The 25,513-nt window shown below is 72.4% G+C and carries 22 protein-coding genes and 1 tRNA gene; 13 read left to right on the plus strand and 10 right to left on the minus strand.

The window, feature by feature from the left end; translation table 11 throughout:
- The first annotated feature begins 174 nt into the window (after positions 1 to 174).
- From ABD831_RS16210 to nirD, 5 genes are read left to right on the plus strand one after another with little or no spacing between them, the layout of a single operon-like run.
- Complete coding sequence (locus tag ABD831_RS16210; protein WP_344948853.1) at positions 175 to 1,647, plus strand: nitrate/nitrite transporter; 1,473 nt, start codon at positions 175 to 177, stop codon at positions 1,645 to 1,647.
- 29 nt (positions 1,648 to 1,676) lie between these two features.
- Positions 1,677 to 3,803, plus strand: coding sequence for a molybdopterin oxidoreductase family protein (locus tag ABD831_RS16215; RefSeq protein WP_344949010.1), 2,127 nt, complete (start codon positions 1,677 to 1,679; stop codon positions 3,801 to 3,803).
- Positions 3,800 to 5,389, plus strand: coding sequence for an FAD-dependent oxidoreductase (locus ABD831_RS16220; protein WP_344948857.1), 1,590 nt, complete (start codon positions 3,800 to 3,802; stop codon positions 5,387 to 5,389). Before ABD831_RS16215 ends, ABD831_RS16220 begins: the two co-directional genes overlap by 4 nt.
- Positions 5,389 to 7,947, plus strand: a complete 2,559-nt coding sequence (gene nirB / locus ABD831_RS16225) for a nitrite reductase large subunit NirB (protein ID WP_344948860.1) — start codon at positions 5,389 to 5,391, stop codon at positions 7,945 to 7,947. The genes ABD831_RS16220 and nirB overlap by 1 nt, the downstream gene beginning before the upstream one ends.
- An 18-nt stretch (positions 7,948 to 7,965) precedes the next feature.
- Complete coding sequence (gene nirD, locus ABD831_RS16230) at positions 7,966 to 8,385, plus strand: nitrite reductase small subunit NirD (RefSeq protein ID WP_344948863.1); 420 nt, start codon at positions 7,966 to 7,968, stop codon at positions 8,383 to 8,385.
- A gap of 405 nt (positions 8,386 to 8,790) precedes the next feature.
- Here nirD and ABD831_RS16235 read toward each other — a convergent pair whose 3' ends face one another.
- Positions 8,791 to 9,672: an SDR family oxidoreductase gene (locus ABD831_RS16235; RefSeq protein WP_344948866.1), complete on the minus strand. Its 882-nt coding sequence runs from the start codon at positions 9,670 to 9,672 to the stop codon at positions 8,791 to 8,793.
- Between the two features lie 95 nt (positions 9,673 to 9,767).
- Here ABD831_RS16235 and ABD831_RS16240 point away from each other — a divergent pair, with 95 nt between their 5' ends.
- The gene (locus tag ABD831_RS16240) at positions 9,768 to 10,157 is read left to right on the plus strand and encodes a winged helix-turn-helix transcriptional regulator (RefSeq protein ID WP_344948868.1); all 390 of its coding nucleotides are present in this window, start codon (positions 9,768 to 9,770) and stop codon (positions 10,155 to 10,157) included.
- Here the strand turns inward: ABD831_RS16240 and ABD831_RS16245 are convergent.
- Both ABD831_RS16245 and cobA read right to left on the minus strand, forming a co-directional pair.
- A complete protein-coding gene (locus ABD831_RS16245; protein ID WP_425582841.1) occupies positions 10,147 to 11,256 on the minus strand; it encodes a uroporphyrinogen-III synthase in 1,110 nt (369 codons plus the stop codon). The two genes, ABD831_RS16240 and ABD831_RS16245, sit on opposite strands and share 11 nt — an antisense overlap.
- A 92-nt stretch (positions 11,257 to 11,348) precedes the next feature.
- Positions 11,349 to 12,374 (minus strand): uroporphyrinogen-III C-methyltransferase, encoded by a 1,026-nt coding sequence (gene cobA / locus ABD831_RS16250; protein WP_425582842.1) that lies wholly within the window; start codon positions 12,372 to 12,374, stop codon positions 11,349 to 11,351.
- Between the two features lie 224 nt (positions 12,375 to 12,598).
- Here cobA and ABD831_RS16255 point away from each other — a divergent pair, with 224 nt between their 5' ends.
- Positions 12,599 to 13,288: a sirohydrochlorin chelatase gene (locus tag ABD831_RS16255; RefSeq protein WP_344948875.1), complete on the plus strand. Its 690-nt coding sequence runs from the start codon at positions 12,599 to 12,601 to the stop codon at positions 13,286 to 13,288.
- Positions 13,289 to 13,328: 40 nt separating this feature from the next.
- Here ABD831_RS16255 and ABD831_RS16260 read toward each other — a convergent pair whose 3' ends face one another.
- Positions 13,329 to 13,943, minus strand: a complete 615-nt coding sequence (locus tag ABD831_RS16260; protein ID WP_344948878.1) for a WXG100 family type VII secretion target — start codon at positions 13,941 to 13,943, stop codon at positions 13,329 to 13,331.
- Positions 13,944 to 14,068: 125 nt separating this feature from the next.
- Between ABD831_RS16260 and ABD831_RS16265 the strand changes: the two genes are divergently transcribed.
- Positions 14,069 to 14,722, plus strand: a complete 654-nt coding sequence (locus ABD831_RS16265; RefSeq protein WP_344948880.1) for an IMPACT family protein — start codon at positions 14,069 to 14,071, stop codon at positions 14,720 to 14,722.
- Between the two features lie 52 nt (positions 14,723 to 14,774).
- Positions 14,775 to 15,347: an HhH-GPD-type base excision DNA repair protein gene (locus tag ABD831_RS16270; RefSeq protein WP_344948883.1), complete on the plus strand. Its 573-nt coding sequence runs from the start codon at positions 14,775 to 14,777 to the stop codon at positions 15,345 to 15,347.
- Between the two features lie 94 nt (positions 15,348 to 15,441).
- Here the strand turns inward: ABD831_RS16270 and ABD831_RS16275 are convergent, their stop codons facing one another.
- Positions 15,442 to 16,812, minus strand: a complete 1,371-nt coding sequence (locus tag ABD831_RS16275) for a cystathionine beta-synthase (RefSeq protein ID WP_142178803.1) — start codon at positions 16,810 to 16,812, stop codon at positions 15,442 to 15,444.
- Positions 16,813 to 16,978: 166 nt separating this feature from the next.
- On the opposite strand from ABD831_RS16275, the gene ABD831_RS16280 reads away from it, so the two are divergent.
- Positions 16,979 to 18,118: an SGNH/GDSL hydrolase family protein gene (locus ABD831_RS16280; protein ID WP_344948887.1), complete on the plus strand. Its 1,140-nt coding sequence runs from the start codon at positions 16,979 to 16,981 to the stop codon at positions 18,116 to 18,118.
- An 84-nt stretch (positions 18,119 to 18,202) separates the two neighbouring features.
- Here ABD831_RS16280 and ABD831_RS16285 read toward each other — a convergent pair whose 3' ends face one another.
- Positions 18,203 to 18,973: a hypothetical protein gene (locus ABD831_RS16285; RefSeq protein ID WP_344948889.1), complete on the minus strand. Its 771-nt coding sequence runs from the start codon at positions 18,971 to 18,973 to the stop codon at positions 18,203 to 18,205.
- Between the two features lie 289 nt (positions 18,974 to 19,262).
- Here ABD831_RS16285 and ABD831_RS16290 point away from each other — a divergent pair, with 289 nt between their 5' ends.
- Positions 19,263 to 20,486 (plus strand): acetyl-CoA C-acetyltransferase, encoded by a 1,224-nt coding sequence (locus ABD831_RS16290; RefSeq protein WP_344948892.1) that lies wholly within the window; start codon positions 19,263 to 19,265, stop codon positions 20,484 to 20,486.
- Positions 20,487 to 20,673: 187 nt separating this feature from the next.
- Here the strand turns inward: ABD831_RS16290 and ABD831_RS16295 are convergent, their stop codons facing one another.
- Together ABD831_RS16295 and ABD831_RS16300 are read right to left on the minus strand one after the other, a co-directional pair.
- The gene (locus ABD831_RS16295; RefSeq protein ID WP_344948894.1) at positions 20,674 to 20,973 is read right to left on the minus strand and encodes a hypothetical protein; all 300 of its coding nucleotides are present in this window, start codon (positions 20,971 to 20,973) and stop codon (positions 20,674 to 20,676) included.
- Between the two features lie 22 nt (positions 20,974 to 20,995).
- A complete protein-coding gene (locus ABD831_RS16300) occupies positions 20,996 to 21,880 on the minus strand; it encodes a Bax inhibitor-1/YccA family protein (RefSeq protein WP_344948897.1) in 885 nt (294 codons plus the stop codon).
- A gap of 186 nt (positions 21,881 to 22,066) precedes the next feature.
- On the opposite strand from ABD831_RS16300, the gene ABD831_RS16305 reads away from it, so the two are divergent.
- Together ABD831_RS16305 and mptB are read left to right on the plus strand one after the other, a co-directional pair.
- Positions 22,067 to 22,141 (plus strand) — tRNA-Leu (locus tag ABD831_RS16305).
- A gap of 190 nt (positions 22,142 to 22,331) precedes the next feature.
- The gene (gene mptB, locus ABD831_RS16310) at positions 22,332 to 23,915 is read left to right on the plus strand and encodes a polyprenol phosphomannose-dependent alpha 1,6 mannosyltransferase MptB (RefSeq protein ID WP_344948900.1); all 1,584 of its coding nucleotides are present in this window, start codon (positions 22,332 to 22,334) and stop codon (positions 23,913 to 23,915) included.
- Between the two features lie 39 nt (positions 23,916 to 23,954).
- Here the strand turns inward: mptB and ABD831_RS16315 are convergent, their stop codons facing one another.
- Both ABD831_RS16315 and ABD831_RS16320 read right to left on the minus strand, forming a co-directional pair.
- Positions 23,955 to 24,947, minus strand: coding sequence for a Ppx/GppA phosphatase family protein (locus ABD831_RS16315; protein ID WP_344948902.1), 993 nt, complete (start codon positions 24,945 to 24,947; stop codon positions 23,955 to 23,957).
- Complete coding sequence (locus ABD831_RS16320; protein WP_344948905.1) at positions 24,940 to 25,497, minus strand: DUF501 domain-containing protein; 558 nt, start codon at positions 25,495 to 25,497, stop codon at positions 24,940 to 24,942. The genes ABD831_RS16315 and ABD831_RS16320 overlap by 8 nt, the downstream gene beginning before the upstream one ends.
- Between the last annotated feature and the right edge of the window lie 16 nt (positions 25,498 to 25,513).

Genomic DNA, 25,513 nt, shown 5'->3' on the forward strand with positions numbered 1-25,513 from the left:
CCCGTGAGGCGACGTGGGTGGGCCGTCGTGCTGGACCTCACGGCCGCGGCCGAGCGTCGTGAGGGCGATGTAACCGACGCGTCACGGCAGCTCGGACGTGGTGCAACACCCGTTTCCTAGCGTGAGCGTCACGCTCTCGCAGCGGCCCCCACCCGCCTCCCGAGGAGGAACCCCGTGAGCACGACCAGCACCACCCCCGCCGGTACGACCGGCACGACCGCTACGACCCCGAGCACCGAGACCTCGGAGCGCCCGAGCCGGCTCCGCGCCCTCACCGCCCCACGCAAGCGGGTCATCCGCGACTGGGACCCGGAGGACACCGCGGCGTGGGAGGCCGGCAACAAGCAGGTCGCCCGACGCAACCTCGTCTGGTCGGTGGCCACCGAGCACATCGGCTTCTCGATCTGGTCGATCTGGTCGGTCATGGTCCTCTTCATGCCGCAGGCCGTCTACGGCTTCACGGCCGCCGACAAGTTCTTCCTCGTCGCCGTGCCGACGCTCGTCGGGGCCGTGCTGCGCGTGCCCTACACGATGGCGACGGCCTTCTTCGGCGGGCGCAACTGGGCCATCGTCAGTGGCTTCGCCCTCCTCGTGCCGACGGTGCTGACGTGGTGGCTCATGGTCAACCCGGGCCACTCGCTGACGACGTTCCTGCTGGTCGCCGGTCTGGCCGGTCTGGGTGGAGGCAACTTCGCCTCGTCGATGACGAACATCAACGCCTTCTACCCGCAGCGGATGAAGGGCTGGGCGCTCGGGCTCAACGCGGGCGGCGGCAACATCGGCGTCCCGGTCGTCCAGCTCGTCGGCCTGCTCGTCATCGCCACGCTCGGCAACCGCCGCCCCGAGGTCGTCTGTGCCGTCTACCTCGTCCTGCTCGCCCTGGCGAGCGTCGGCGCCGCGGTCTTCATGGACAACCTCGACCACCAGACGGCCAACCCGAGGGCGATGCTCGAGGTGCTGCGCCACGCCGACGCCTGGGTCATCTCGCTGCTCTACATCGGCACGTTCGGCTCGTTCATCGGTTTCGGCTTCGCGTTCGGGCAGGTGCTGAACCAGACCTTCCTCGCCGGCCTGACCGGTGGCGCCGCGCCGACCCCCGCCCAGGCTGCCACGGCGAGCCTGCACGCTGCCCAGATCGCCTTCGTGGGACCGCTCCTCGGCTCGGTCAGCCGGGTCTGGGGTGGACGGCTCGCCGACCGCCGGGGCGGCGCGTCCGTGACGCTGTGGACCTTCGTCGGGATGGCCGCGGCCGGTGTTCTCGTGACCCTGGCGGCCCGCGCCGACGACGTCACCACCGGAGCCGCGACCGGCCTGCAGCTGACCGGACTCATCGGCGGCTTCGTGCTCCTCTTCGTCCTGTCCGGCGTCGGCAACGGCTCGGTCTACAAGATGATCCCCGCGCTCTTCGAGACGAAGTCGGCCTCGATCCCCGGTCCCGCTGTCGAGCGCACGGCCTGGTCCCGCTCGATGGCCGGCGCCCTCATCGGGATCGCCGGGGCGATCGGCGCCCTCGGCGGCGTCCTCATCAACCTCGGGCTGCGCGCGTCGTACCAGGGCGCCAGCCACTCGGCCACGGCCGCGTTCGTCGTCTTCACCCTCTTCTACGTCGGCGCCGCCACGCTGACGAAGGTGCGCTACCGCCGATGACCACCTCATCGACGGAGCCGCTGACCCGTATGCCGTCACGCGCGCTCGGAGGGGACGCCCCCTCCGAGCGGGAGGGCGTCGCGACGCACTGCGCCTACTGCGGGCTCCAGTGCGCGATGACGCTGACGGGGACGTCGGCCGCCGACCTCACCGTGAGCCCGCGACGTTTCCCGACGAACCGGGGAGGCCTGTGCCAGAAGGGGTGGACGAGCGCCGAGCTGCTCCGCACCCCTGGCCGCCTGACGACCCCGCTCGTGCGGCGGGAGGGCGAGCTGGTGCCGGCGTCGTGGGACGACGCGCTCGACATCGTGGCCGACGGCATCGTCCGGACGCAGACGGCATACGGCCACGACTCCGTCGCGGTCTTCGGTGGTGGCGGCCTCACCAACGAGAAGGCCTACCAGCTGGGCAAGTTCGCGCGAGTGGCGCTGCGCACGAGCCAGATCGACTACAACGGCCGGTGGTGCATGAGCTCGGCCGCCGCCGCCGGGATCCGCTGCTTCGGGCTCGACCGTGGGCTTCCCTTCCCGGTCACCGACATCGGGTCGGCACACGCGGTGCTGCTCCTCGGCGCCAACCCCGCCGAGACGATGCCGCCGTTCCTCACGCACCTCGTGCGTGCGGCCGATGCCGGCGGACTCATGGTCGCCGACCCGCGCCTCACCCCGACCGCATCCAAGGCCATCGACGGCGGCGGCCTGCACCTGCAGCTGCGGCCGGGCACCGATGCGGCCCTGGCCCTCGGCATGGTCCACCTCGCCGTCACCGAGGGGTATGCCGACCGGCGCTTCATCCACGAGCGCACCTCGGGCTTCGACGACCTCTGGCCGATCGCGGCGCAGTGGCTGCCGGAGCGGGTCGAGCGCGTCACCGGTGTCGCCGTCACGACGATGCGCGCCGCGGTCGCAGCGCTCGCCCGTGCCCGCGACACCGAGCGCGGCGCCTACATCCTGTCGGCGCGCGGCACCGAGCAGCACGCGAGCGGTACCGACACCGTGACCGCCTTCATCGCGCTCGCCCTCGCACTCGGGCTGCCCGGCAACCCGGGGACCGGCTTCGGGACCATCACCGGGCAGGGCAACGGCCAGGGCGGCCGCGAGCACGGCCAGAAGGCCGACCAGCTGCCCGGCTACCGCAAGATCGACGACCCGGCGGCGCGGGCGCACGTCGCCGCAGTGTGGGGCGTCGACCCCGACGACCTGCCCGGCCCGGGTCGCAGCGCCTTCGAGCTGCTGTCGGCGCTCGGGACCGACGGCGGGGCGCGGGTGCTCATGGTCCACGGCAGCAACCCCGTCGTGTCGGCGCCTGACGCGCGAGCCGTCTCCGAGCGCCTCGCCGCCCTCGACCTGCTCGTCGTGTCGGACTTCGTCCTGTCCGAGACCGCGGCCATCGCCGACGTCGTGCTGCCCGTGCTCCAGTGGGCCGAGGAGGAGGGCACGCTGACCAACCTCGAGGGCCGGGTCCTGCGGCGGCGTCGCGCGCTCACGGCACCTGAGGGGTGCCGCAGCGAGCTCGACGTCTGGAGCGATCTCGCCGCCCGGATCGGCTGCAGCACAGACTTCCCCACCGATCCACGTGTCGTCTTCGACGAGCTGCGCCGGGCCTCGGCGGGCGGTCCGGCCGACTACTCCGCGGTGACGTGGGACCGTCTCGACGCCGGCGAGAGCCTGCACTGGCCGTGCAGCACCGAGCGCCCGCAGGGGACTCCGCGCCTCTTCCTCGACCGCTTCGCCACGCCGGACGGGCTCGCGCGCTTCGTGCCTGTCGACCACGTCGGGCCCGCGGAAGCCGACGACACGGCATACCCCCTCGTCGCGACGACAGGTCGCGTGCTCCAGCACTACCAGTCCGGCGCGCAGACGCGTCTTGTCGCCGAGCTCACGGCCGCGGCGGGCGAGATGTTCGTCCAGGTGCACCCCGACACCGCCGAGTCCGTCGGTCTCGCCGACGGCGACCTGGCCGACGTCGTGAGCCGTCGCGGCCGCACCCGAGCGGCCGTCCGCGTCGACGAGGACATGCGCCCCGACGTCGTCTTCCTGCCGTTCCACTGGGGTGGCGACGCGCGCGCCAACTCGCTGACCCACGCCGCCCTCGACCCCACCAGTCGCATGCCCGAGTTCAAGGCGTGCGCCGTCCGTCTGGAGGCCGTCGCATGACCCCCACCCGCAGGCACGTGCTCGTCGTGGGCAACGGCATGGCCGGGGCCCGTCTCGCCGAGGAGATCCGCCACCGCGACCCCGACGCCACGCGGTTCGCCGTCACCGTCGTCGGCGAGGAGCCGCACGCCGCCTACAACCGGGTGCTCCTCTCGACCGTCGTCGCCGGCGGCATCACCGCGCGTGACACCCGGCTCAAGCCCGACGGCTGGTGGGCGGCCCGCCGGATCGACGTCGTGCCCGGCGCCCGTGTGACCTCCGTCGACGTGACGGCCCGCACCGCGGTCCTCGCGTCCGACGGGGCCGAGCGGGTGGTCGCGTGGGACGAGCTCGTCCTCGCCACGGGCAGCACGAGCTTCGTCCCGCCCACCGAGGGGTTGTATGCCGGCACGCCCGGTCCGGAGGCCGCGCTGGCCGACGGGGTCGTCGCCTTCCGCACCGTCGACGACTGCGACCGGATGGTGCAGGCGGCCGAGTCCGCTTCGACCGCAGTCGTGCTCGGCGGCGGACTGCTGGGCCTCGAGGCGGCCCGAGGTCTGCTCGCCCGTGGTGTCGAGGTGACCGTCGTCCACCCGCAGGACTTCCCGATGGACCGTCAGCTCGACGCCGACGGCGGTGCGGTCCTGTCCCGCGTCGTCCGAGGCGTCGGCGCTCGGCTCGTCCTCGGCCGCTTCGTCGCGTCGCGGCACGCTCCCGCCGCCGGATCCCCCGCCCACGTCGTCCTCGACGACGGCACGGCGCTCCCTGCCGACCTCGTCGTCCTCGCGGCCGGGGTCCGGCCCCGCACCGACCTCGCCCTCTCCATGGGACTCGACGTCGTCCGGGGCATCGTCGTCGACGACCGCCTGGCGACCTCGCTCCCCCACGTCCACGCCGTCGGCGAGTGCGTCGAGCACCGCGGCCAGGTGCCGGGACTCGTGCAGCCGGGGTGGGACCAGGCGCGCGTCCTCGCCGACGTGCTGACCGGTGCCGACCCCGACGCGACCTACGAGGGCACGAGCGTGCTGACCCGGCTCAAGGCCCACGACATCGACCTCGCGAGCATGGGCACCGTCGACGTCGACGTGCACGACCCCGGGCACGAGGTGCTCGCCTTCACCGACCCGAGCCGCGGCCGATACGCGAAGCTCGTGCTGCGCCAGGACCGGCTCGTCGGCGCGATCCTGCTCGGCGTGGGCGACGCCGCCGGCGCCCTGACTCAGCTCTACGACACCGGAGCCACCGTCCCCCGAGATCGACTGTCGCTCATGCTCGGTCGCGCGATCACCCGCTCCGGGGCGGCCGAGAGCGTCAATCTCGCCGAGATGCCCGGCACCGCCGTCATCTGTCGCTGCAACACCGTGACGAAGTCCGCCGTCGTGGGCGCCTTCCGGGCCGGCGCCGACACCGTGGCCGCGGTCGCGGTCGCCACGCGCGCGACGACCGGCTGCGGCTCCTGCAAGAGCGCCGTCGACGGGCTCTGCTCCTGGCTCCGCTCGTCCGAGCCGCAGTCCGCACCGTCCTCCCAGTCCTCCCCTTCCTCCCAGTCCGCCACGACGCCCGAACCGGTGCCGGCACCCGCCGCCCTGACCGAAGGAGCCGCCTGATGTCCACCACCACCGAGAACGGCGCGTGCACCGCCACGCGCACCGTGGTCGTCGTCGGCCACGGCATGGTCGGCCACCGCTTCGTCGAAGCGCTCCGGGCCCGTGACACCGCCAGCACGTGGAAGGTCGTCGTCCTCTCCGAGGAGGCGGACGCGGCATACGACCGCGTGGGCCTGTCGTCCTACGTCGGCGCGTGGGACCGTGCGGGCCTCGCGCTCGCAGGGAACACGTATGCCGGTGACGACCTCGTCGAGCTGCGCCTCGGCACCCGCGCCGAGCACGTCGACCGCACCGCGCGAACGGTCACGACGAGCGCGGGCGACGTCGTCGCCTACGACTCGCTGGTCCTCGCGACGGGCTCCCACCCCTTCGTGCCGCCCGTGCCGGGGCACGACTCCCGCGGCTGCTTCGTCTACCGGACGCTCGATGACCTCGACGGCATCCGGACGGCAGCCGAGGCGGCCATCGAACGGGCCCACGGCGAGGGACGTGAGGCCAACGGGCTCGTCGTCGGCGGCGGGCTGCTCGGGCTCGAGGCGGCCAACGCCCTCCGCCTGCTCGGCCTGACCCCGCACGTCGTCGAGTTCGCGCCGCGGCTCATGCCGCTCCAGGTCGACGACGGCGGCGGCGCCGTCCTCGAGCGGCTGATCAGCGGACTCGGCGTGCAGGTGCACACGGGGGCCGGCACGCAGTCGATCGCCGAGCAGGACGACGGCCGCCTCGCGGTCGAGCTGTCCGACGGCACCGCCCTGCTGACCGACCTCGTCGTCTTCTCGGCAGGGGTGCGGCCGTCGGACGCCGTGGCCCGCACGGCCGGCCTCGACGTCGGCGAGCGAGGCGGAGTCGTCACCGACCTGGCCTGCCGCACGAGCGACGAGAACGTCTGGGCCGTCGGCGAGGTCGCCGCGGTCGAGGGCCGCTGCTACGGCCTCGTCGCGCCCGGCTACACGATGGCCGAGGTCGTGGCCGACCGGTTCCTCGGCGGTGGGGCGACCTTCCCCGGAGCCGACCTGTCGACCAAGCTCAAGCTCCTCGGGGTGGACGTCGCCTCCTTCGGCGACGCGATGGCCACGACCCCGGGGGCGCTCGAGATCGTGCACACGGACGCGACGAAGGGGACCTACGCCAAGGTCGTCGTCAGCGACGACGCGAGGACGCTGCTCGGCGGCATCCTCGTCGGTGACGCATCGGTGTACACCACCCTCAAGGCCTACGTCGGCCGCGAGGTGCCCGGCGACCCGGGTGCGCTCATCTCTCCCGCGGGAGCAGAGCTCGGGGCCGACGCACTGCCGGACGACGCAGTCATCTGCTCGTGCAACAACGTCACCAAGGGCGCGATCTGCGGCGCGATCGCCGACGGGGCCTGCGACCTCGCCACCATCAAGGGCTGCACCAACGCCGGAACCACCTGTGGTGGTTGCCTCCCCACGGTCAAGAAGCTCCTCGTCGACTCCGGCGTCGAGCTGTCCAAGGCGCTGTGCGAGCACTTCGACCAGAGCCGGGCGGAGCTCTTCGAGATCGTCGCGTCGACGGGGATCCGCACCTTCTCGGGGCTCCTGGCGCGCTACGGCACCGGGACCGGCTGCGAGATCTGCAAGCCGACCGTCGCCTCGATCCTCGCCTCGACGAGCAGCGACCACGTCCTCGACGGCGAGCAGGCCGCGCTGCAGGACAGCAACGACCACTTCCTCGCCAACATCCAGAAGAACGGCACCTACTCCGTCGTCCCGCGCATGCCCGGCGGTGAGGTCACCGCCGAGCAGCTCATCACGATCGGGCAGGTCGCCCAGGACTTCGGCCTCTACGTCAAGGTCACCGGCGGACAGCGCATCGACCTCTTCGGTGCCCGCGTCGAACAGCTCCCGGCGATCTGGCAGCGCCTCGTCGACGTCGGCATGGAGTCGGGGCAGGCCTACGGCAAGTCGCTGCGGACCGTGAAGTCGTGCGTCGGCTCGTCGTGGTGCCGCTACGGCGTGCAGGACTCCGTCGGGATGGCCGTCGACCTCGAGCACCGCTACCGCGGGCTGCGCTCGCCGCACAAGATCAAGTTCGGGGTCTCCGGCTGTGCCCGCGAGTGCGCCGAGGCCCGCGGCAAGGACGTGGGCGTCATCGCGACCGACAAGGGCTGGAACCTCTACGTCTGCGGCAACGGCGGCCAGACGCCCGCCCACGCGCGACTGCTCGCGAGCGACCTCGACGACGAGACGCTCGTGCGCTACATCGACCGGTTCCTCATGTTCTACGTCCGCACCGCCGACCGGCTCCAGCGCACTGCCCCGTGGCTCGACGCGCTCGAGGGCGGCCTCGAGCACCTCCGGGCCGTCGTCTGCGACGACTCGCTCGGCATCGCCGACGACCTCGAGGCGGCCATGGGTCGTCACGTCGAGGGCTATGAGGACGAATGGAAGGCCGTGCTCGACGACCCGGAGAAGCGAGCGCGCTTCGTGTCGTTCGTCAACGCTCCCGAGGAGGCAGACCCCACGGTCGCCTTCGACGAGTCCGGTCCCCGCAAGGTGCCGGTACTGCTCGGTCTGCCCACCGTCCGCGAGAACGTCTGAGCCGCAGAGGAACCCATCATGACGACCCTCACCATCACGTCCCTCGACGCCTCGCCGTCCTCCCGCACGGTGATCCGTCCCGGCATCCTGCCCGCGCCCGGAGCTCGACAGTGGGTGCCGGCGTGTCCGGTCGGTCGACTCGTGCCCGGCCGTGGCGTGGCCGCGCTGCTGCCCGGCGGCGCCCAGGCCGCACTCTTCCTGCTGCCCACCGGGATGATCTACGCCGTCGACAACCTCGACCCGTACGCTCGCGCCGCCGTCATCTCGCGCGGCCTCACGGGTGACCGCGCCGGCGAGCCGACGGTGGCCTCCCCGTTGCTCAAGCAGGTCTTCTCGCTGCGCACGGGCGCGGCCCTGGACGATCCGGACGTCGCCCTGCCCACGTATGCCGTCCGCGTCCAGCACGGCATCGTGAGGATCGGCGTCCCCCTCCCCTGACACCGTCGAAAGGCCACGATGTGCCCCATCGCACCCGTCGAAAGGCCACGAGGTGCCCCACCGCGCGCATCGAAAGGCCACGATGTGCCCCACCGCACCCGTCGAAAGGCCACGATGTGCCCCACCGCACCCGTCGAAAGGCCACGATGTGCCCCACCGCACCCGTCGAAAGGCCACGTTTGGCCCCCCGACCACCCACCTCGGGGGGCCAGACGTGGCCTCTCGACGGTTGAAGAGGGGCCAGACGTGGCCTCTCGACGGTTGAAGAGGGGCCAGACGTGGCCTCTCGACGGTTGAAGAGGGGCCAGACGTGGCCTCTCGACGGTTGAAGAGGGGCCAGACGTGGCCTCTCGACGGGTGCGGTGGGCCAGACGTGGCCTTTCGACGGTTGGGGGGCGGAGGAAGTCAGGCGGCGGGGGTGGTGACGAGCGCGGCGCGGAGTGCGTCCTCGAGCCCGGTCGTGGGACGGCCGATGAGGCGCGACAGGTCGCCGGTGTCGGTGAACAGCGCACCATCGGCGATCCCCCTGTCGCTGTCGGCCAGCACCGCGGCATACCCCTCCAGCAGGCCGGCCGCGACGAGCGCGGCGGTGAGGTCCGCGACCGACAGGTCGCGGTAGGCGACCTCCCGACCGGCGACCCGTCCCACCGTCCCGGCGAGCTCGCCGAGTGTGAAGGCGTGGTCGCCACCGAGCTCGTAGACGGCGCCCTCGTGGCCGTGGCCATCCTGGCCCGCGAGCACGACGGCGGCTGCCTCCGCGTAGTCGGCGCGCGTCGCGGCGCTGACGCGCCCATCACCGGCGGCACCGAGGACGGCGTCGTGCTCGAGGAACGTGGGCAGCTGGCCGGTGTAGTTCTCGAGGTACCAGGAGTTGCGCAGGAGCGCGTGCGGCAGGCCGGAAGCGGTCAACAGCTCCTCGGTCGCGCGGTGCTCTGCGGCGAGAACCAGGTCCGTGGTGTCGGCCCGGGTGATGCTCGTGTAGGCGACGAACGCCACGCCGGCACGCTTGGCAGCGTCGATCACGTTGGCGTGCTGGGCGATTCGCTGACCGACCTCGCTACCCGAGACGAGCAGGAGCCGGTCGACACCGGCGAAGGCTGCCTCGAGCGACGCAGGGTCGGTGTAGTCGGCGCGACGCACCTGGACGCCGCGGTCGGCGAGGTCGGAGATCGACTCGGGCGTGCGGGCGACGGCGACGACGGCGGCGGCAGGCGTGCCGCGCTCGAGGAGGGCCTCGACGACGAGACGGCCGAGGTGGCCGCTGGCACCGGTGACGAGAAGGGTCATGACGTTCCTTTCGGGTGGGGCTGACACCCGTCCAACGACCACCTCCACGTCATACTTCCCAGAAGTTAGTACCCACTTTGAAGTAAGGTACTGACATGACGGTTAGTCCCCTCCTGCGTCGGCACTTCCCCGACGGCATCTTCTCCGCCGACTGCCCCAGCCGCGTCGTGCTCGACCACGTGACGAGCAAGTGGGGCACTCTCGTCATCCTCGCCCTCGCCGAGGGCGAGCCGCTGCGGTGGAGCGAGCTGCGTCGCCGCGCCGAGGGCGTCAGCGAGAAGATGCTCGCGCAGACGCTGCGCATGCTCGAGGCCGACGGGCTCGTCCACCGCGACGCCAGGCCGGTCGTGCCGCCACACGTCGAGTACTCCCTCACCGCACGCGGCAGCGATCTGGCCGAGCGCATGGTGCCCCTCATGGACTGGATCGCCGACCACGCGCCGGCTATCGTCGGCGACGCCGAGGCTTCGGCCGCTACACGTTGAGCCGGTAGCCGCGTCGCACGACCGTCTGCACGAGCTGCCGGTCGGGCAGCGCGGACCGCAGCCGGCTGACGGCCATGTCGAGCGCATGCTCGTTCTCGGCCTCGGGCAGCTCGTCGAGCAGCCTCTCGCGGGACAGCACCGCGCCGGGCTCGGACATCAGCGCGGCCAGCATCGCGCGCGGGCCGCGGGCCAGCGTCACCGTCTCACCACCGAAGGTCACCACCCGGCCGTGCACGACGAGAGGCCCCAGCGCGGTCTCCACCTCCTCGACGCCGTTGACCGTCAGGTGCTCGACCACGCTGCGGATGAGTGCCCCCATCCGGAAGCGGTCGGGCACGATGGGCGTGACTCCGAGATCGAGCAGTGGTGCTGCCGTCACCGGCCCGACCGCTGCCGCTGTGACACCTCGGCGCAGCGCGTCCACGAGCACACCGTCCATGCCGAGCTGCGCTGCCGCAGAGACGAGCCCGTCGACAGCGGGTGCCGACGTGAACGTCACGACGTCCACCTCACGAGCCGCAACCGCAGCGACGAGGCGCCCCAACCGGCTCTCGTCGGTCGGACGCACCCAGCGGTAGGGCGCCACGGTCAGCACCGTCGCCCCAGCAGACCGGAGCCGCTCGAGCTGCTCGACGTCCTCGTGGCCGTGCAGCTGCACGGCCACCCGCCTGCCGGCGACGCCACCGTCGAGGGCCAGGCCCACCGTCGATGCCGTCCGCTCGTCATCGGCGATGCCGTCGTCGTCGTGGCCCGCGGCGCGCACCGCACCCCGCGCCTTGGGTCCCCGCACGATGATCCGGGCACGGTCGAGGGTCCGGGAGAGGTCCTCGCCGAGTCCGGCGGCGTCGGCCGCCTCGACCCATCGTCTGAAGCCGTAGGCCGTCGTGACGATGACGACGTCGGGACGGCACTCGATGACCGCTCGCGTGTCGCCGAGGAGGATCTCGTCCTCCTCGACCGGCGCGATGCGCACGGCAGGGGCGTGGATCACCTCGGCGCCCCGGCGCACGAAGGCGTCGATGAGGTCGCCGGAGCGGCGGTCGGACGTGACACCGATCCGGAAGCCTGCCAGCACGGGGCCCGTCGTCTCGGCGCGCACCGCGTCGGGGTCGGGACCGGTGAGCTCCGCCGACCAGGCCGTGGGCGGGTGCCCACGTCGGGAGGAGACCGCGACCGGTCCGGAGGGCTCGTTCACGCGACGACGTCCAGTGCGCGCCCGACAGCCTCGGCGCCGACCCTGCGTGCCCACACGGCTGACTGCCGGACCACCTCGCCGACGACGATGACCGACGGCGACGCGGCGCCGGCGCGGGCAGCGAGGTCGGGCAGCGTCCCGAGGGTACCGACGATGCTGCGCTGGTCGGGGGTGAAGCCGCGCTCGACGACGGCGGCCGGGGTGTCGCGAGACAGGCCACCGCGCACCAAGGCGGTCGTGAGCGGGAGGAGGTTGTGCATGCCCATGAGGAGGACGACGGTGCCCCCGAGCCCCGCGAGCGCCTCCGCGCGGTGCGGCTCGAGCGGTACGTGCCCCGAGACGACGGTGAAGAGGTGGCTGACGCCGCGGTGGGTCACGGGGATCCCGGCGCTGCCCGGCACCCCGACCGCCGAGGAGACCCCGGGAACGACCGTCACGGGCACTCCTGCCCCGACCGCGGCCGCAACCTCCTCGCCTCCGCGACCGAAGACGTAGGGGTCACCGCCCTTGAGACGCACCACCGTGAGACCGGCGAGGGCCCGATCGACCATGAGTCGTTCGATCTCGTCCTGGGGCACGGCGTGGTGGCCGGGGCGCTTGCCGACGTCCACCACCTCGGCGCCGGGTGCGAGCGCGGCGATGTCGCCGACCTCGGCGAGACGGTCGGTCAGCACGACGTCGGCCTCGGCGAGGGCGCGGATCCCGGCGAGCGTCATCAGCTCGAGACCCCCCGGGCCCGCGCCGACGAGGACGACCCGGCCGCGGGGCGCATCCGGGACCGGCTCGGTCACGACGGGGCAACGTCCCGCGAGGGCCGTGCGCGCCCCGGCCCAGGTGACCGCCGGCCCGACGAGGACACCCAGGCGGGCGCCCTCAGAGGCCTCGGTCGTCATGTCACACGGGCTCGCAGCGACCGACACGACGGCGCCGGCCCGCTCGTAGCGGCGCACGGTCGCGGCCGTCAGCCGCGGAGGGCCCACGACGAGCACGGGCAGCCCGGTGAGGTCGGTCTCGATCAGCACGGCGGCCTCCCGTCGCAGCTCGCGGTTCACGTCGGGTCCCACCCTAGGAAGGGCGTGTTTCGTCCGCGTTTCCGTCCCGCGATGTCCCGGTAACGGACCACTCACGAGGGCGTATGCCGTGGGGTGCGTTCGCAGCGCGACGCTCGCCACGCTCTCGTCCACGGGTTGGGGGCACCGGTGGGCACGGCTCCGCCGCCGGGCGCCGACCTGACAGAGTGAGGCCCATGACCAGCGCAGCGCCCGTGCTCGTGGCGGTGGCCCACGGCACGTCCTCGCCCGCAGGCCGGTCGGCGATCGGGAGCCTCGTCGCCGCCGTGGCGGCGCGACGTCCCGACCTCACCGTCCGGGCGGCCTTCGTCGACGTGCAGCCTCCGGGACCGGCCGCGGTGCTGTCCTCGCTCGACGAGACGGTCCCGGCACGGCTGGTGCCGTTGCTGCTGTCGGCGGGCTACCACGTCTACGTCGACCTCGCCGAGGCCGCGGCGGCGGTGCCCGGCACGACGGTCGCGCCGGCCCTGGGTCCGGACGACCGGCTGGCGGGCCTGCTCCTGCGTCGCCTCGTGGCGGCCGGACTGCGCGACGACGACGTCGTGGTCCTCGGCGCCGCCGGGTCGTCGCAGCCCTCGGCGGTGGTGGACTGCGAGCGAGTGGCGGCGGCGCTCGGCGACCTCATCGGACGTCCCGTCGTCGCGGGCTTCCTGTCGGCTGCGGAGCCGAAGCTGGCGAATGCGGTTGCGGCGCAACGACTCCCGGGCCGTCGCGTGCTCGTCGCGACGTACCTGCTCGCGCCGGGGTTCTTCGCCGACCTGGCCGGCAGGTCAGGTGCGGACGTCGTCACCGGTCCATTGCTGCTGGCCGGCGAGCCTGCACCACAGGAGCTCGTCGACGTCGTCGTCGAGCGCTACCTCAGCTGACGAGCGCGCCCGTGTCCCGGACCGCGAGCGCCACGCAGCGTCAGCGGATCGGCAGCCCGAGATCGTGCGCCGCGGCAGCAGCGACGGCCGCGGACGGGACCGGGCCGTCGACGGCGTCGAGCGGCTCGAAGGCGGCCACCCCGACCCCGGCGCTGCCGATCCACTGACCCCAGCCCATCGCGTGCAGCGGCTGCGGGACGCCGGGGGTGACGAGCGGCCGGCCACCGTCAGGTCCCGAGCCGCCCAGGACCTCGGCCCAGCCGACGCCGTGGGTGGGCGGGCCTCCGACGTGCGCACCTGCCTCGGCACCAGCGGGGGCTGCCCCGGGTGCAGACGCGGGTCCACCGACGGCGACGCCACCACCTTGGCGCGAGCCAGCACCGCCGGCGGAGCCGCTCGACCGGTGCTGGAGGTCCGCGTTGTCGTGGAGGCGGCGCGACAGCCGGTCGAACTCGGTGCTGATGCGGTGCAGGTCGTGCTCGACCCGGCGCCACCGTTCGACGAGCTGCTGCAGGTCCGGTCCCTGCCAGACCCGCTGCATCGTGGACACCGCCCGCTGGCCGTGTGCGCGGACGCCATCGACCTCCCGGCCGAACGACGCCATGCGGCCCGCCGAGTCGCGCAGCGCGTCGACGTCGGCACCTTTCGAGAACACAGATCTCCCCTTCACCCCTGCAAACCGGACCCATCCTCACCCGACCGCGACGATCGGTGCAATGGGGAGCGCTCCCCGGGCTGCGGGCATACTCGAGACGTCCGGTCCGAGCACCTGGGGAAGGTATGACGCTGAGCCCGCCACGCCACTACCTGACCCTCGCGTCACCGGCCACGGCCGAGATCGAGGTCAAGCGGTCGCGGTTCGTCTGCGACGTCGGGCCGGCGTCGTCGGAGGAGTCGGCGCGGCTGTTCGTCGAGCAGGTTCGCTCGCGCAGTCGGGACGCCCGACACCACTGCACCGCCTTCGTGCTCGGGGCCGACGGTGCAACTCGCCGCAGCAACGACGACGGCGAGCCCTCGGGCACGGCAGGCGCCCCCATGCTCGACGTCCTCACCGGGCGCGGCCTGACGGAGGTCGTGGCCGTCGTGACCCGCTGGTTCGGCGGGACGCTGCTCGGCACCGGCGGCCTCATCCGCGCCTACGGTGACGCCGTGTCGGCAGCCGTCGACGCCGGGACCGTGGTGACCATCGAGCGGCGCGAGGGGCTCGTCGTCACGGTCAGCGGCCTCGACGGGCCCCGCGTCGAGAACGCCCTGCGCGGGCAGCCGGGCTGTGCCGTCACCTCGACGAGCTGGGGCGTGAGCGAGCTCGTCCTCGAGCTCGCGGTCGCGCCCGGCACCGGGGAGTCCGTGCGCGGACTCGTCGGCGCCCTCACCGCAGGCGCGGGAGTGGTCGCCGACGGACGCGGGTCGTGGGTCCGGCTCACGTCTACGTAGTCGCGTGGTCAGGTCCCGCCGGCGGTCGACGGGCGCGTGAGAGCATGCGTGCATGGGCTTCCACATCGCCAACGAGCCGGCTGCCGACCAGGTCCTCGACGAGCACCCGTTCGCCGTCGTCGTCGGGATGATGCTCGACCAGCAGTACGGCATGGAGCACGCCTTCCGTGGCGGCTACAAGGTGCTGAGCCGCTTCGGCACGCTCGACCCCGCGGCCATCGCGGCTGCCGACCCCGACGAGTTCAAGGCGATGGCCAGCACCCCGCCGGCCATCCACCGGTTCCCGGGATCGATGGCAGCGCGCCTGCAGGAGCTCGCCGCCCTCGTCGAGGACCGCTACGACGGTGACGTCACCCGCCTCTGGACCGAGGCGAGCACCGGCAAGGAGCTGCTGCGGCGCGTGCAGGAGCTGCCCGGCTTCGGCAAGCAGAAGGCCCAGATCTTCGTGGCGCTGCTGGCCAAGCAGCTCGGTGTCCGGCCCGAGGGCTGGGAGTCGGCGGCCGGCGACTACGCCCTCGACGGTTTCCGGTCGGTGGCCGACGTCGTGGACGCCGACTCGCTGCTCAAGGTACGAGAGTTCAAGCAGGCGAAGAAGGCCGAGGCAAAGGCCACACAAGAGGCCTGAGACACACACTTCTCCGCACGTATGCCGCTGGGCTCGCTTCTCGTGGAAGCGAGCCCAGCGGCATACGTGGTCTCAGGCGAAGCCTGACCGCAGATCAGTCGGCGAGGAACCCGAGCAGGTCAGCGCGCGTGAGCACCCCGATCGGCTTGCCGTCCTCGACGACGAGGATCGCGTCGGAGTCCTCGAGCTCCTTGCGCGCCGCGGACACGGGCGAGCCCGCCCCGACGAGCGGCAGGCCCGGCTCCATGTGCTTCTCGACGGAGTCCGCGAGGTGCGCGTGGCCGGTGAAGAGGGCTGCGAGCAGGGCTCGCTCGCTGACGGAGCCCGCGACCTCACCCGACATGACGGGCGGCTCGGCCTTGACGACGGGCATCTGCGAGACGCCGTACTCGCGCAGGATCTGCACCGCGTCGCGGATCGTCTCGTTGGGGTGCGTGTGCACGAGGGCCGGCATGTCGCCCGACTTGCCGCGCAGGACCGAGCCGACGGTCTCCTCGGTGTGGTCGTTGAGGAAGCCGTAGGAGTGCATCCACTCGTCGTTGAAGATCTTGCTCATGTAGCCGCGGCCCGAGTCGGGCAGGAGGACGACCATGACGGCGTCCTCGGGCAGGTCCTTCGCGGCGCGGAGCGCGGCCACGACGGCCATGCCGCACGAGCCACCGACGAGCAGTCCCTCCTCACGGGCGAGGCGACGGGTCATCTCGAACGAGTCGGCGTCACTGACGGCGATGACCTCGTCGACGACGGACGGGTCGTAGGCGCCGGGCCAGAAGTCCTCACCGACACCCTCGACGAGGTACGGACGACCGGTGCCGCCGGAGTAGACGGACCCCTCGGGGTCGGCGGCGATGATGCGGACGGCGCCGTCGCTGACCTCCTTGAGGTACTTGCCGGTGCCGCTGATCGTGCCGCCGGTGCCGGCGCCCGCGACGAAGTGCGTGATCCGGCCGTCGGTGTCGCGCCAGATCTCGGGGCCGGTCGTCAGGTAGTGGCTGTTGGGGCCCTCGGGGTTGTAGTACTGGTTCGGCTTCCACGCGCCGTCGATCTCGCGCACGAGGCGGTCGGAGACGGAGTAGTAGGAGTCGGGGTGCTCGGGCTCGACCGCCGTCGGGCACACGACGACCTCGGCGCCGTAGGCCTTGAGCACGTCCCGCTTGTCCTGGCTCACCTTGTCCGGGCAGACGAACACGCAGTGGTAGCCGCGGCGCTGCGCGACGAGGGCGAGGCCCACACCCGTGTTGCCGCTCGTCGGCTCGACGATCGTGCCGCCGGGCTTGAGCAGCCCCTCGCGCTCCGCGGCCTCGACCATGCGCAGCGCGATGCGGTCCTTGACCGAGCCGCCGGGGTTGAAGTACTCGACCTTCGCCAGCACCGTGCACCTCACCCCCGCGTCCGCGACGACGGAGCCGAGCTTGACCAGGGGCGTGTTGCCGACGAGGTCGGCGACGTTCTCTGCGTACTTCACGCGCCCATCCTAGGAGGGCCGTCCCACTGATCGAGACACGCGGCCGCCCCAATGCCCCGGCCGCTGCCCCTGAAGGCCGCCGAACCCGGCACGGACCGTCGAGCCCGGGCGTTACCGTGGTGATCCGGGACGGGCAGCGGACCACGACACAGGAGGGGGCTTCGGGATGGGGCGTGCACGACGCGCGCGCAAGATCGCGCAGGCAGCCGCCTACGGCGGCGGGGTGGGCGTCGCGGGCCTCGGCGCACTCGGCGCCCTCGGCTACGGGATCCTGCGCGTCGAGGCGATGATGGCCCGCCGCATCGTGGGCCAGCGCTTCGAGGGCGCCCCCTCGGACAGCGGCGACTACGGCTCCGGCTCGGGAGCCGCCCTGCGGTTCGTCGTGCTGGGCGACTCGACCGGCGTCGGGATGGGCGCGGACCACCCGCACCAGACGATCGGGGCGACCATCGCCAACGGCATCGCCGCCTTCAGCGGCCGTCCGGTCGAGCTGACCAACGTCGCGGTGATCGGCGCCGAGTCCCCCGGCCTCGACGAGCAGGTCGAGCGCGTCCTCGCAGCCGTACCAGAGCCAGACGTCGCCGTCATCATGATCGGCGCCAACGACGTGACCCACCGCATCGACAGGTCCGTCGCCGTGCGCCATCTCGAGATGGCGGTGCGCAGCCTCCGCGAGGCCGGTGCCGAGGTCGTCGTCGGCACGTGCCCTGATCTCGGGGCCATCGAGCCCGTGCCGCAGCCGCTGCGCCTGCTCGCGCGCCGTTGGTCCCGCGACCTTGCCGCCGCCCAGACGGTGGCCGTCGTGGAGGCCGGCGGCCGAGCGGTGTCGGTCGGCGACCTGCTGAGCGAGGCCTTCTCCGCCGAGCCGCACGTGATGTTCAGCCAGGACCGCTTCCACCCGAGCCCCGCCGGCTACGCCCGGGTCGCCGCGGCCCTGTTGCCGAGCGTGAGCGCGGCCCTCGACCTCTTCGGCGAGCGCAGCACGCCGACGGAGCCGAACCTGCGGCGTGGTGAGAGCGTCGGGCCGCTCGCCGTGGCTGCGACGAGAGCCGTCACCCAGCCCGGCACCGAGGTCGCTCCGGCCGAGGTCGGCGGCCAGTCCCGCGGGGCCCACGGGCGCTGGGCGGTGCTGCTGCACCGGATCCGCCCGACCGTGCCGGCACCCGTCCACGTGGGCGCCGCGGCGCAGGGTGCCGCCGACGACGGCGCGGGCGTCCGCCCCGGGACGGACGGGACGGCATACGCCCCCGTCGGCACCACCGACGACACCGCTCACGACACCGTCGGCGACGCCGTCCTGCGCTGACCCTCCCGATGGTGGACGCCGGGCCGTGGCCCGACGAAAGGGGCCGCCCGCCGGTGCGGACGACCCCTTCGTGAGTGCTGGGAATCAGCTGATCTTCATGACCTGACTCGCCTCGGGGGCCTTGATGCCGAGGTCCTCGTTCCACTTGGAGAAGTCGAGCTGGCCCGGGCTGTCCGACGAGCCCGTGAAGCGCACGACCTCGGACTTGTCCTTCGAGACGTAGAGGGCGCCCTCGCTCTTGCCCTTCTTGTCGGTCAGGACCCAGCAGTCCACGCCGCCCACGTTCTCGCTCCCGACGGTGGGGGCGAGCTGCTGCGGGGTGACCGCGCCGAACGCCTTCTCGAGGAAGCTCTTCAGGCTGAGGCTCTCGGTCATCGAGCCCGCGGACGACGGGGCCTTGATGAACTTGTCACCGGCCTTCTGGACCGAGGCCGGCGCGCCCTGCTTCTTCCAGAAGGTCGCGTCGCCCTGGATGTAGACGCCGTCGGCGACGGAGATGACGCGGGCCTTGCCGTCGCCCTCCATCTCGATGGAGATGTCGGCGGTCTTGCCGTCGCTCGTGCCCTTGAAGTCGATCTTGATCGTCTTGCCGCTCTGGTCGACCTGCCCGACGAAGGCGCCCGACGTCGCGGCGAGCGCGTTCGTCTTGGCCTTGTCGAGGATGTCCGACGCCTGCGAGCCGGTGCTGCTCTGGGTCGTCGTCGAGCTCGTGGTGCCGGCCGGCGTCGACGCGCCGGCGCTGGCGGAGCTGCTGGCGCCGGTGGCGGGCGTCTCGGACTTCGAGCAGGCCGCGGCGCCGAGGCTGATCGCGATCGCGCCGGACACGGCGACGACGCGAGTCGTGAAGGTCTTCATGGTGGGCGAGCCCCCTGGTTGTCGGATGGTCCGGCGTGAGTGCCCGGACCCGGTGCGACGCCTGCGGCGCCGGCATTTCCACCCTAACGGTCGTGCGGGCGGACCCCGGAGTCGTACCCGCTTGGCGGGCCCGACCTGACGGCGGCCCAGCGGGCGGGCGAGACGCACGTCATGGCCGACGCCCTGTCCAACCGGTGCGAGGACGTCCTACCATCGTGGGGACTGAGCAAGCGCTTAGTCGCCCGTTGCACCGCTGGCGGGCCGTCGATGCTGCACCAGGAGATCCCCCGTGACCGAAGCCGTCATCGTCTCGACCGCCCGCTCGCCGTTCGGCCGTGCCTTCAAGGGCTCGCTCAAGGAGGTCCGTCCCGACGACCTCGCCGCCACGGTCATCCAGGCCGCGCTCGACAAGGTGCCCGCCCTCGACAAGCGCCTCGTCGAGGACCTCTACCTCGGCTGCGCCGAGCCGTCGGGACGCCACGGCTCCAACATGGCCAAGGTCGTCGCCACGCTCCTCGACATCGACGCGACCCCCGCCGCCACGATCAACCGCTTCTGCGCCTCCTCTGCCCAGACGACGCGGATGGCCTTCCACGCGATCAAGGCCGGCGAGGGCGACATCTTCATCTCGGCCGGCGTCGAGTGCGTCTCGCAGTACACCGACTGGGCCGGCGCGGGCGGCGCCAAGGAGGACCAGCAGAACGGCCGCTTCTCCGAGGCCCAGGCCCGCACGAAGCGCATCGCCGAGACCAACGAGACGTGGACCGACCCCCGCGAGCAGGGGCTGCTGCCCGACATCTACATCTCGATGGGTCAGACGGCCGAGAACGTCGCGACGGCCTACGGCATCTCCCGCGAGCGCCAGGACGAGTGGGGCGTGACGTCGCAGAACCGCGCCGAGGCAGCCCTCGGCCGCGGCTTCTTCGACTGGGAGATCACGCCGGTCACCAAGCCCGACGGCACCGTCGTCACGAAGGACGACGGCCCCCGCGCCGGCGTGACCCTCGAGGCCGTGCAGGGTCTCAACCCGGTCTTCCGCCAGCAGGGCACCGTCACGGCCGGCAACTGCTGCCCGCTCAACGACGGCGCCGCGGCCCTCGTCATCATGAGCGACACCAAGGCCAAGGAGCTCGGCCTCGAGCCGCTCGCCCGCGTCGTCTCGACGGCCGCGACCGGCCTGTCCCCCGAGATCATGGGCCTCGGCCCGGTCGACGCGACCAACCTCGCGCTCAAGCGTGCCGGCCTCTCGATCGGCGACATCGACCTCTACGAGATCAACGAGGCCTTCGCCGCGCAGGTCATCGGCTCGGCCGACCAGATCGGCATGGACTACGACAAGCTCAACGTCAACGGCGGTGCCATCGCCATCGGCCACCCCTTCGGCGCGACCGGCGCCCGCATCACCGGCACGCTCATCAACGCGCTGCGCGAGCGTGACGGCCAGTTCGGCCTCGAGACGATGTGCGTCGGCGGCGGCCAGGGCATGGCCGTCATCTTCGAGCGTCTCAGCTGACGCACTCCCCAGAACCACGTCGAGTGGGCACCTACCCCGCGGGGTAGGTGCCCGCTCGACGTCTGCCCGAGGCGTCCTGAGAATGGAATGCGCGATGATCCTGCATGCGGTGGGGTGATCACCCCACCGGACGCAGGATCATCGGCGAGATCATCCGCCAGCTGACGCGTCCAGAGCGGGCAGCCGGCTAGAGGGAGCGGCGTATGCCGGCCAGCTCGGCCGCGACCGGCGTCGGGTCCGTGCCGGGCTCGGCCCGGAACACGTCGAAGACCATGACGGTCAGCTGGTCCATGACCGCGGCCGGGCCGAGGTCGGGTACGGGGCGTGCCGCGACCCCGCGGGCCTCGGCGACGCGGTCGGCGAGCGACTGCACGAGGACCCGGACGGACGGCATACGCGAAAGCGCGTGGTCGAGCGGTAGCTGGTGCCACCGCTCGACCACGCGCCGGAGCTCGTCGGACACCTCGTGCGGGGTCGGCGAACCCACGCCGTGAGGCGTCACGAGGGCGTCAGTCGCGCAGACGCGCGAAGAGACGGACGAACTCGATGTAGAGCCAGACGATCGAGACGATCAGGCCGTGCGCGAGCAGCCAGGAGTACTTCTTCGGCGCACCCACCCGGACAGCGTTGTCGATCGTGTCGAAGTCGATGGCCAGGGAGTACGACGCCAGGCCGACGCCGAGGATCGACAGGCCGATGCCCAGCGGGCCACTGCCACCGAAGCCCCAGCCGTCGATGACGCCCGTCATGAGCAGCACGACCTGGAGCAGGGAGAAGAGGCCGTAGCCGACGATGGCGAAGAAGAACATCCGGCGGGTCTTGTCGTTGACCTTGACGAAGCCCGTCGCGTAGCCGACGTACATCGCGACGAAGACGCACAGCGTCGCGAGGACGGCCATCTGGACGACGCCGTCGTACTGCGGGATCGACGCGACGTACTGGCTGAAGGCGCCGAGGAAGGCACCCTGCAGCACGGCGTAGACCATGAGCAGCGGCACCGACACCTTCTTCATGAAGGCGATGACGAAGCCGAGGATCAGCGTGCCGAACATGCCGCCGAGCCAGAACGGCAGCGTCATGTCGGTGTTGGCCGCCGTCCAGAACCACGACACGCCGGCGACGGCGACCGTGACGACGAAGAGCGTGAGGCTCTTGACGACGACGTCGTCGACCGTGACGCGACCGGTGTCGACCGGACCCGCGCTCTGCTGGGCGTACATCTCGTTGAGCTGCTGCGCCGTCATCGCGTCCTGGGTCGCATAGCCCGTGGTCGCGGCCTGCGTGCCCTGCTGCGCCGGCTGCTGCGGACTGCCCTGGGGCGCGCCGAAACCGGCGTAGCGCTCCTTCTCGATCTGCTTGTTGAGCCGGTCGAAGACCGGGTTTCCACCTGCCATGTGAGTGCGCTCCTAAAAGCACTGGGTGCCACGACCCGCGAATGGGCGTGACGACTGTCCCCAAGACTAAGCGAACGCACCCCACCGGAAGGTTCCCGGACGCGGTTTCCGTGCGTCCGTGGCGTGCGCGTCCGGGCGCGGGGGGCCCGTCGGCACCGGCTGGCGCCACGGCATACTGGGGCTCCCGCCCCCGTAGCCCAATCGGCAGAGGCAGGCGACTTAAAATCGCCAACGGTGAGGGTTCGAGTCCCTCCGGGGGTACGTCACGGGCGTCAGCTGTCCGGGCACGGTTCGGTAACGCCCTGCTCACGCCTTGGCGAGACGCGGCGACCATCGGGTCGCTCCGCCTAGACTGGGCCGAGAGAACGAGGTCCAGGGGCCTGCCTACGAGCTCCTCATGGACCGTGCGTGCCCACGGGTGCGGACCCCTCACCACATGAAGGAGCAGCGGGTGCTGGAGCATCGTGTCGCCGGCGCGACAACAGCTGCTCCCACACGCACGTCGTGGTCGCTCGACCCACGGGTCTCCGCGTTCGGCGACCGACTCGCCGCGGCCCTGCGCCGCACGTGGGCCGACCCGATGGTCCGGCGCGGCACGCTCGGCACGACGCTCGTGGCCGCCGGCTCGATCAGCCCCGCCTTCCTGCCGGCCGACACCTTCGAGCTGCCCGCCTCGCCGCTCATCGAGCGCTTCGGCCTGGAGTGGCTCGGCACTGGCGCCGGCCGGGTCCTCACGACGATCCTGCTCGCCGTCGGCATGGCCCTGCTCGTCGACGCCTGGCTGCGGATGCGCCCGGTGCACGGCCGGAAGGCACCCTCGCTGGCGTGGCTGCTGTGGAGCCTGCCGATCATGCTCGCGCCGCCGCTCTTCAGCCGCGACGCCTACAGCTACGCCGCGCAGGGCCAGATCGTCCTGCGCAACATGGACCCGTATGCCGTCGGCCCCTTCTGGGTGCCGGGTCCGTTCGCCGACCAGGTCGACCCGATGTGGGTCGACACGCCCGCGCCCTACGGTCCGCTGGCGCTGCAGGTGCAGCACCTGGTCGTCAGCGTCTTCCCCGAGAACGCCTACGTGTCGGCCCTCGCCATGCGCGTGCCTGCGCTGCTCGCGGTCGGCCTGCTCGCCTACGCCCTCCCCCGCCTCGCCGAGCGCTACGGCGTCAGTGGCCGCCACGCCCTGTGGCTGGGCGTGCTCAACCCGCTCGTCATCATGCACTTCGTCGGCGGCGCCCACGGCGATGCCGTCATGGTCGCCCTCGTCACGCTCGCGCTGCTCCTCGGCAGCCGGGGCCAGTTCGTCACGGCCGCCGTCACGATCGCCGCGGCCGCCGCCTACAAGCAGACCGCCGTGCTCGCCCTCATCGGGATCGTCGGCATGGCGTTGCAGGCCCAGACCGGCCTCGCGCCCGGGGCCTCCGCCCGGCTGCGGGCGATGGTCCGCCACGGCCTCGTCTACGGCGGCTTCACCGCTGCCACGTTCACCGTGATCACGGCCGTGTCGGGTCTGGGCTGGGGCTGGATCCCCAACCTGTCCGTGCCGGTCTCGCTGCGCTCGATGCTGTCGCCTCCGACGTTCGTCGGCAGCGCCGTCGAGTGGCTGCTGCGGCTGGCCGGCATGCCCGAGAGCGTGACGTCCGCGCCGGTTCCGATCGCCCAGACGATCGGCCTGCTCGCGGGTCTCGCCGGCATCGCCTGGATCACCTGGCGGGTGGCGCCCCGCAACCCGGTGCTGGCCACGGCCGGCGCGCTGCTCGTGCTGTGCGCCTCGGGGCCCGTCATCCACCCGTGGTACCTCCTGTGGGGCGGGCTGCTCCTCGCCGCCGTGCGCCTGTCGGCCAAGCACCTGCGCGCCGTCGTCTTCGTCACCCTCTTCTTCGTCACCTACGGCGTCGTCGACGCAACGGTCTCCAACGGCACGTGGGCGCTGGGGGTCTCGGCCGCCCTGTGGATGGCCGCGAGGTGGCGCGCCAACCGCCGGCGCGCGCACGAGCAGTCCGACGAACCCGTGCTCGCCGCGGCGCTCCCCCGCCGCTGACCCCGGCTGACGGTCGCCACGTCCTCGCGTCGGCTCGGCTCAGCCGCGTCGCGCTGCGCTCAGGGCGATGCCGTCGAGGATGTCGTGCTCGGAGGTGATGACCTCCGTGACGCCGGCGCGGTCGACGACCCGCTCGACGACCCGCCGCCACACGAGGCCCCCGGCTCCGATGACGTCGACGCGGCCCGGGTGCATGTAGGGCAGCTCGGCACGCTGCGCGCGCGGCATGGCCAGCAGCTCGTCGCACGCGACGACCATGTCGGCCGGCGCGGACCGGGCGAGGTGGATGCGCTCCGGGTCGTATGCCGTGAGGCGCAGCAGGTGCGCGGTGATCGTCGTGACGCTGCCGGCCAGGCCGACGAGGGTCGCGACACCGTCGATCGGCACGACGGACTCGGCGAGGTCGAGGGCGGCGTCGATGTCGCGCGTCGCCGCCCCGATCTCGCCGTCGGTGGGCGGGTCGCTCACGAGGTGCCGCTCGGTCATGCGCACGCAGCCGATGTCGACCGACCGGGCCGACTCGACGTGGTCGGTGCCCCGCACCAGCTCGGTCGAGCCGCCGCCGAGATCGACGACGAGGTAGGGGCCCGCGACGCCCTGTGCGGCCAGGCCACTCGTGGCACCGGCGAACGAGAGCGCGGCCTCCTCGTCGCCCGAGACGACCTCGGGTGAGACCTCGGAGCCGTAGTGCTCGGTGAAGGCCGTGCGCACGCCCTCGATGAAGTCCGAGGCGTTGCGCGCGTCGCGGGACGCCGAGGTGGCGACGAAGCGCACACGAGCGGCGCCCAGGTCACGGCACACGGCGGCATACTCCCGCGTCATGGCGAGCGTGCGCTCCATCGACTCGGGCGCGATGACGCCGGTGCGGTCGACACCGTGGCCGAGACGGACGATCTCCATCCTGCGCAGGACGTCGGTGAGCGCCCCGGTGCCGGGGTCGACGTCGGCGACGAGCAGGCGGATCGAGTTGGTGCCGCAGTCGATCGCGCCGACGCGGACCGTCGCGCCGTCGGCGCCCGTGGTGTCACTCATCGCCGGCCTCCTTCGCGGCGGCGTCCTCGGCCGCGTGCAGGGCAGCGCACGACGTGGGCCGCCACCAGTCCTCGAGCATCGCGAGCGCCTCGTCACCGAGCGGGTTGACCCCCGGACCGGCGGCGAGCGAGTGTCCGACCAGGACGTGGAGGCACTTGACGCGGGTCGGCATGCCACCCGCTGAGACACCGTCGATCTCGGGCACGTCACCCAGCTCGGCACGTTGCGCGAGGTAGTGCTCGTGGGCCTTCGCGTAGGCCGCGGCGAGCTCCTCGTCACGGCCGAGACGCTCGGTCATCTCCTTCATGACGCCCGCCGTCTCGAGGGTGCTCACCGCGCCGGTGAGGCGCGGGCACGTCGCGTAGTACGTCGTCGGGAAGGGGGTGCCGTCGGGCAGGCGGGGCTCGGTGCGCAGCACGTCGGGCTCGCCGCACGGGCACCGGTGCGCCACCGCGGCCACACCGCGCGGGCGCCGCCCGAGCTGGCGCTCGACGGCGTCGAGGTCAGCCGTCTCGACGGACGGCTGGGACGGACGGGCGGGGTTGCTCACGCGGGTGCTCACTTCT

It is taken from the genome of Terrabacter ginsenosidimutans (assembly GCF_039539425.1).
Lineage (GTDB): Bacteria > Actinomycetota > Actinomycetes > Actinomycetales > Dermatophilaceae > Terrabacter > Terrabacter ginsenosidimutans.

Bases quoted from the DNA above. Each gene is read 5' to 3' on its own strand.
- ABD831_RS16215 (WP_344949010.1), top strand. From the start codon at position 1,677: ATGCCGTCACGCGCGCTCGGAGGGGACGCCCCCTCCGAGCGGGAGGGC.
- ABD831_RS16220 (WP_344948857.1), top strand. From the start codon at position 3,800: ATGACCCCCACCCGCAGGCACGTGCTCGTCGTGGGCAACGGCATGGCC.
- nirB (WP_344948860.1), top strand. From the start codon at position 5,389: ATGTCCACCACCACCGAGAACGGCGCGTGCACCGCCACGCGCACCGTG.
- nirD (WP_344948863.1), top strand. From the start codon at position 7,966: ATGACGACCCTCACCATCACGTCCCTCGACGCCTCGCCGTCCTCCCGC.
- ABD831_RS16235 (WP_344948866.1), bottom strand. From the start codon at position 9,672: ATGACCCTTCTCGTCACCGGTGCCAGCGGCCACCTCGGCCGTCTCGTC.
- ABD831_RS16240 (WP_344948868.1), top strand. From the start codon at position 9,768: ATGACGGTTAGTCCCCTCCTGCGTCGGCACTTCCCCGACGGCATCTTC.
- ABD831_RS16255 (WP_344948875.1), top strand. From the start codon at position 12,599: ATGACCAGCGCAGCGCCCGTGCTCGTGGCGGTGGCCCACGGCACGTCC.
- ABD831_RS16265 (WP_344948880.1), top strand. From the start codon at position 14,069: ATGACGCTGAGCCCGCCACGCCACTACCTGACCCTCGCGTCACCGGCC.
- ABD831_RS16270 (WP_344948883.1), top strand. From the start codon at position 14,775: ATGGGCTTCCACATCGCCAACGAGCCGGCTGCCGACCAGGTCCTCGAC.
- ABD831_RS16280 (WP_344948887.1), top strand. From the start codon at position 16,979: ATGGGGCGTGCACGACGCGCGCGCAAGATCGCGCAGGCAGCCGCCTAC.
- ABD831_RS16285 (WP_344948889.1), bottom strand. From the start codon at position 18,973: ATGAAGACCTTCACGACTCGCGTCGTCGCCGTGTCCGGCGCGATCGCG.
- ABD831_RS16300 (WP_344948897.1), bottom strand. From the start codon at position 21,880: ATGGCAGGTGGAAACCCGGTCTTCGACCGGCTCAACAAGCAGATCGAG.
- ABD831_RS16315 (WP_344948902.1), bottom strand. From the start codon at position 24,947: ATGAGTGACACCACGGGCGCCGACGGCGCGACGGTCCGCGTCGGCGCG.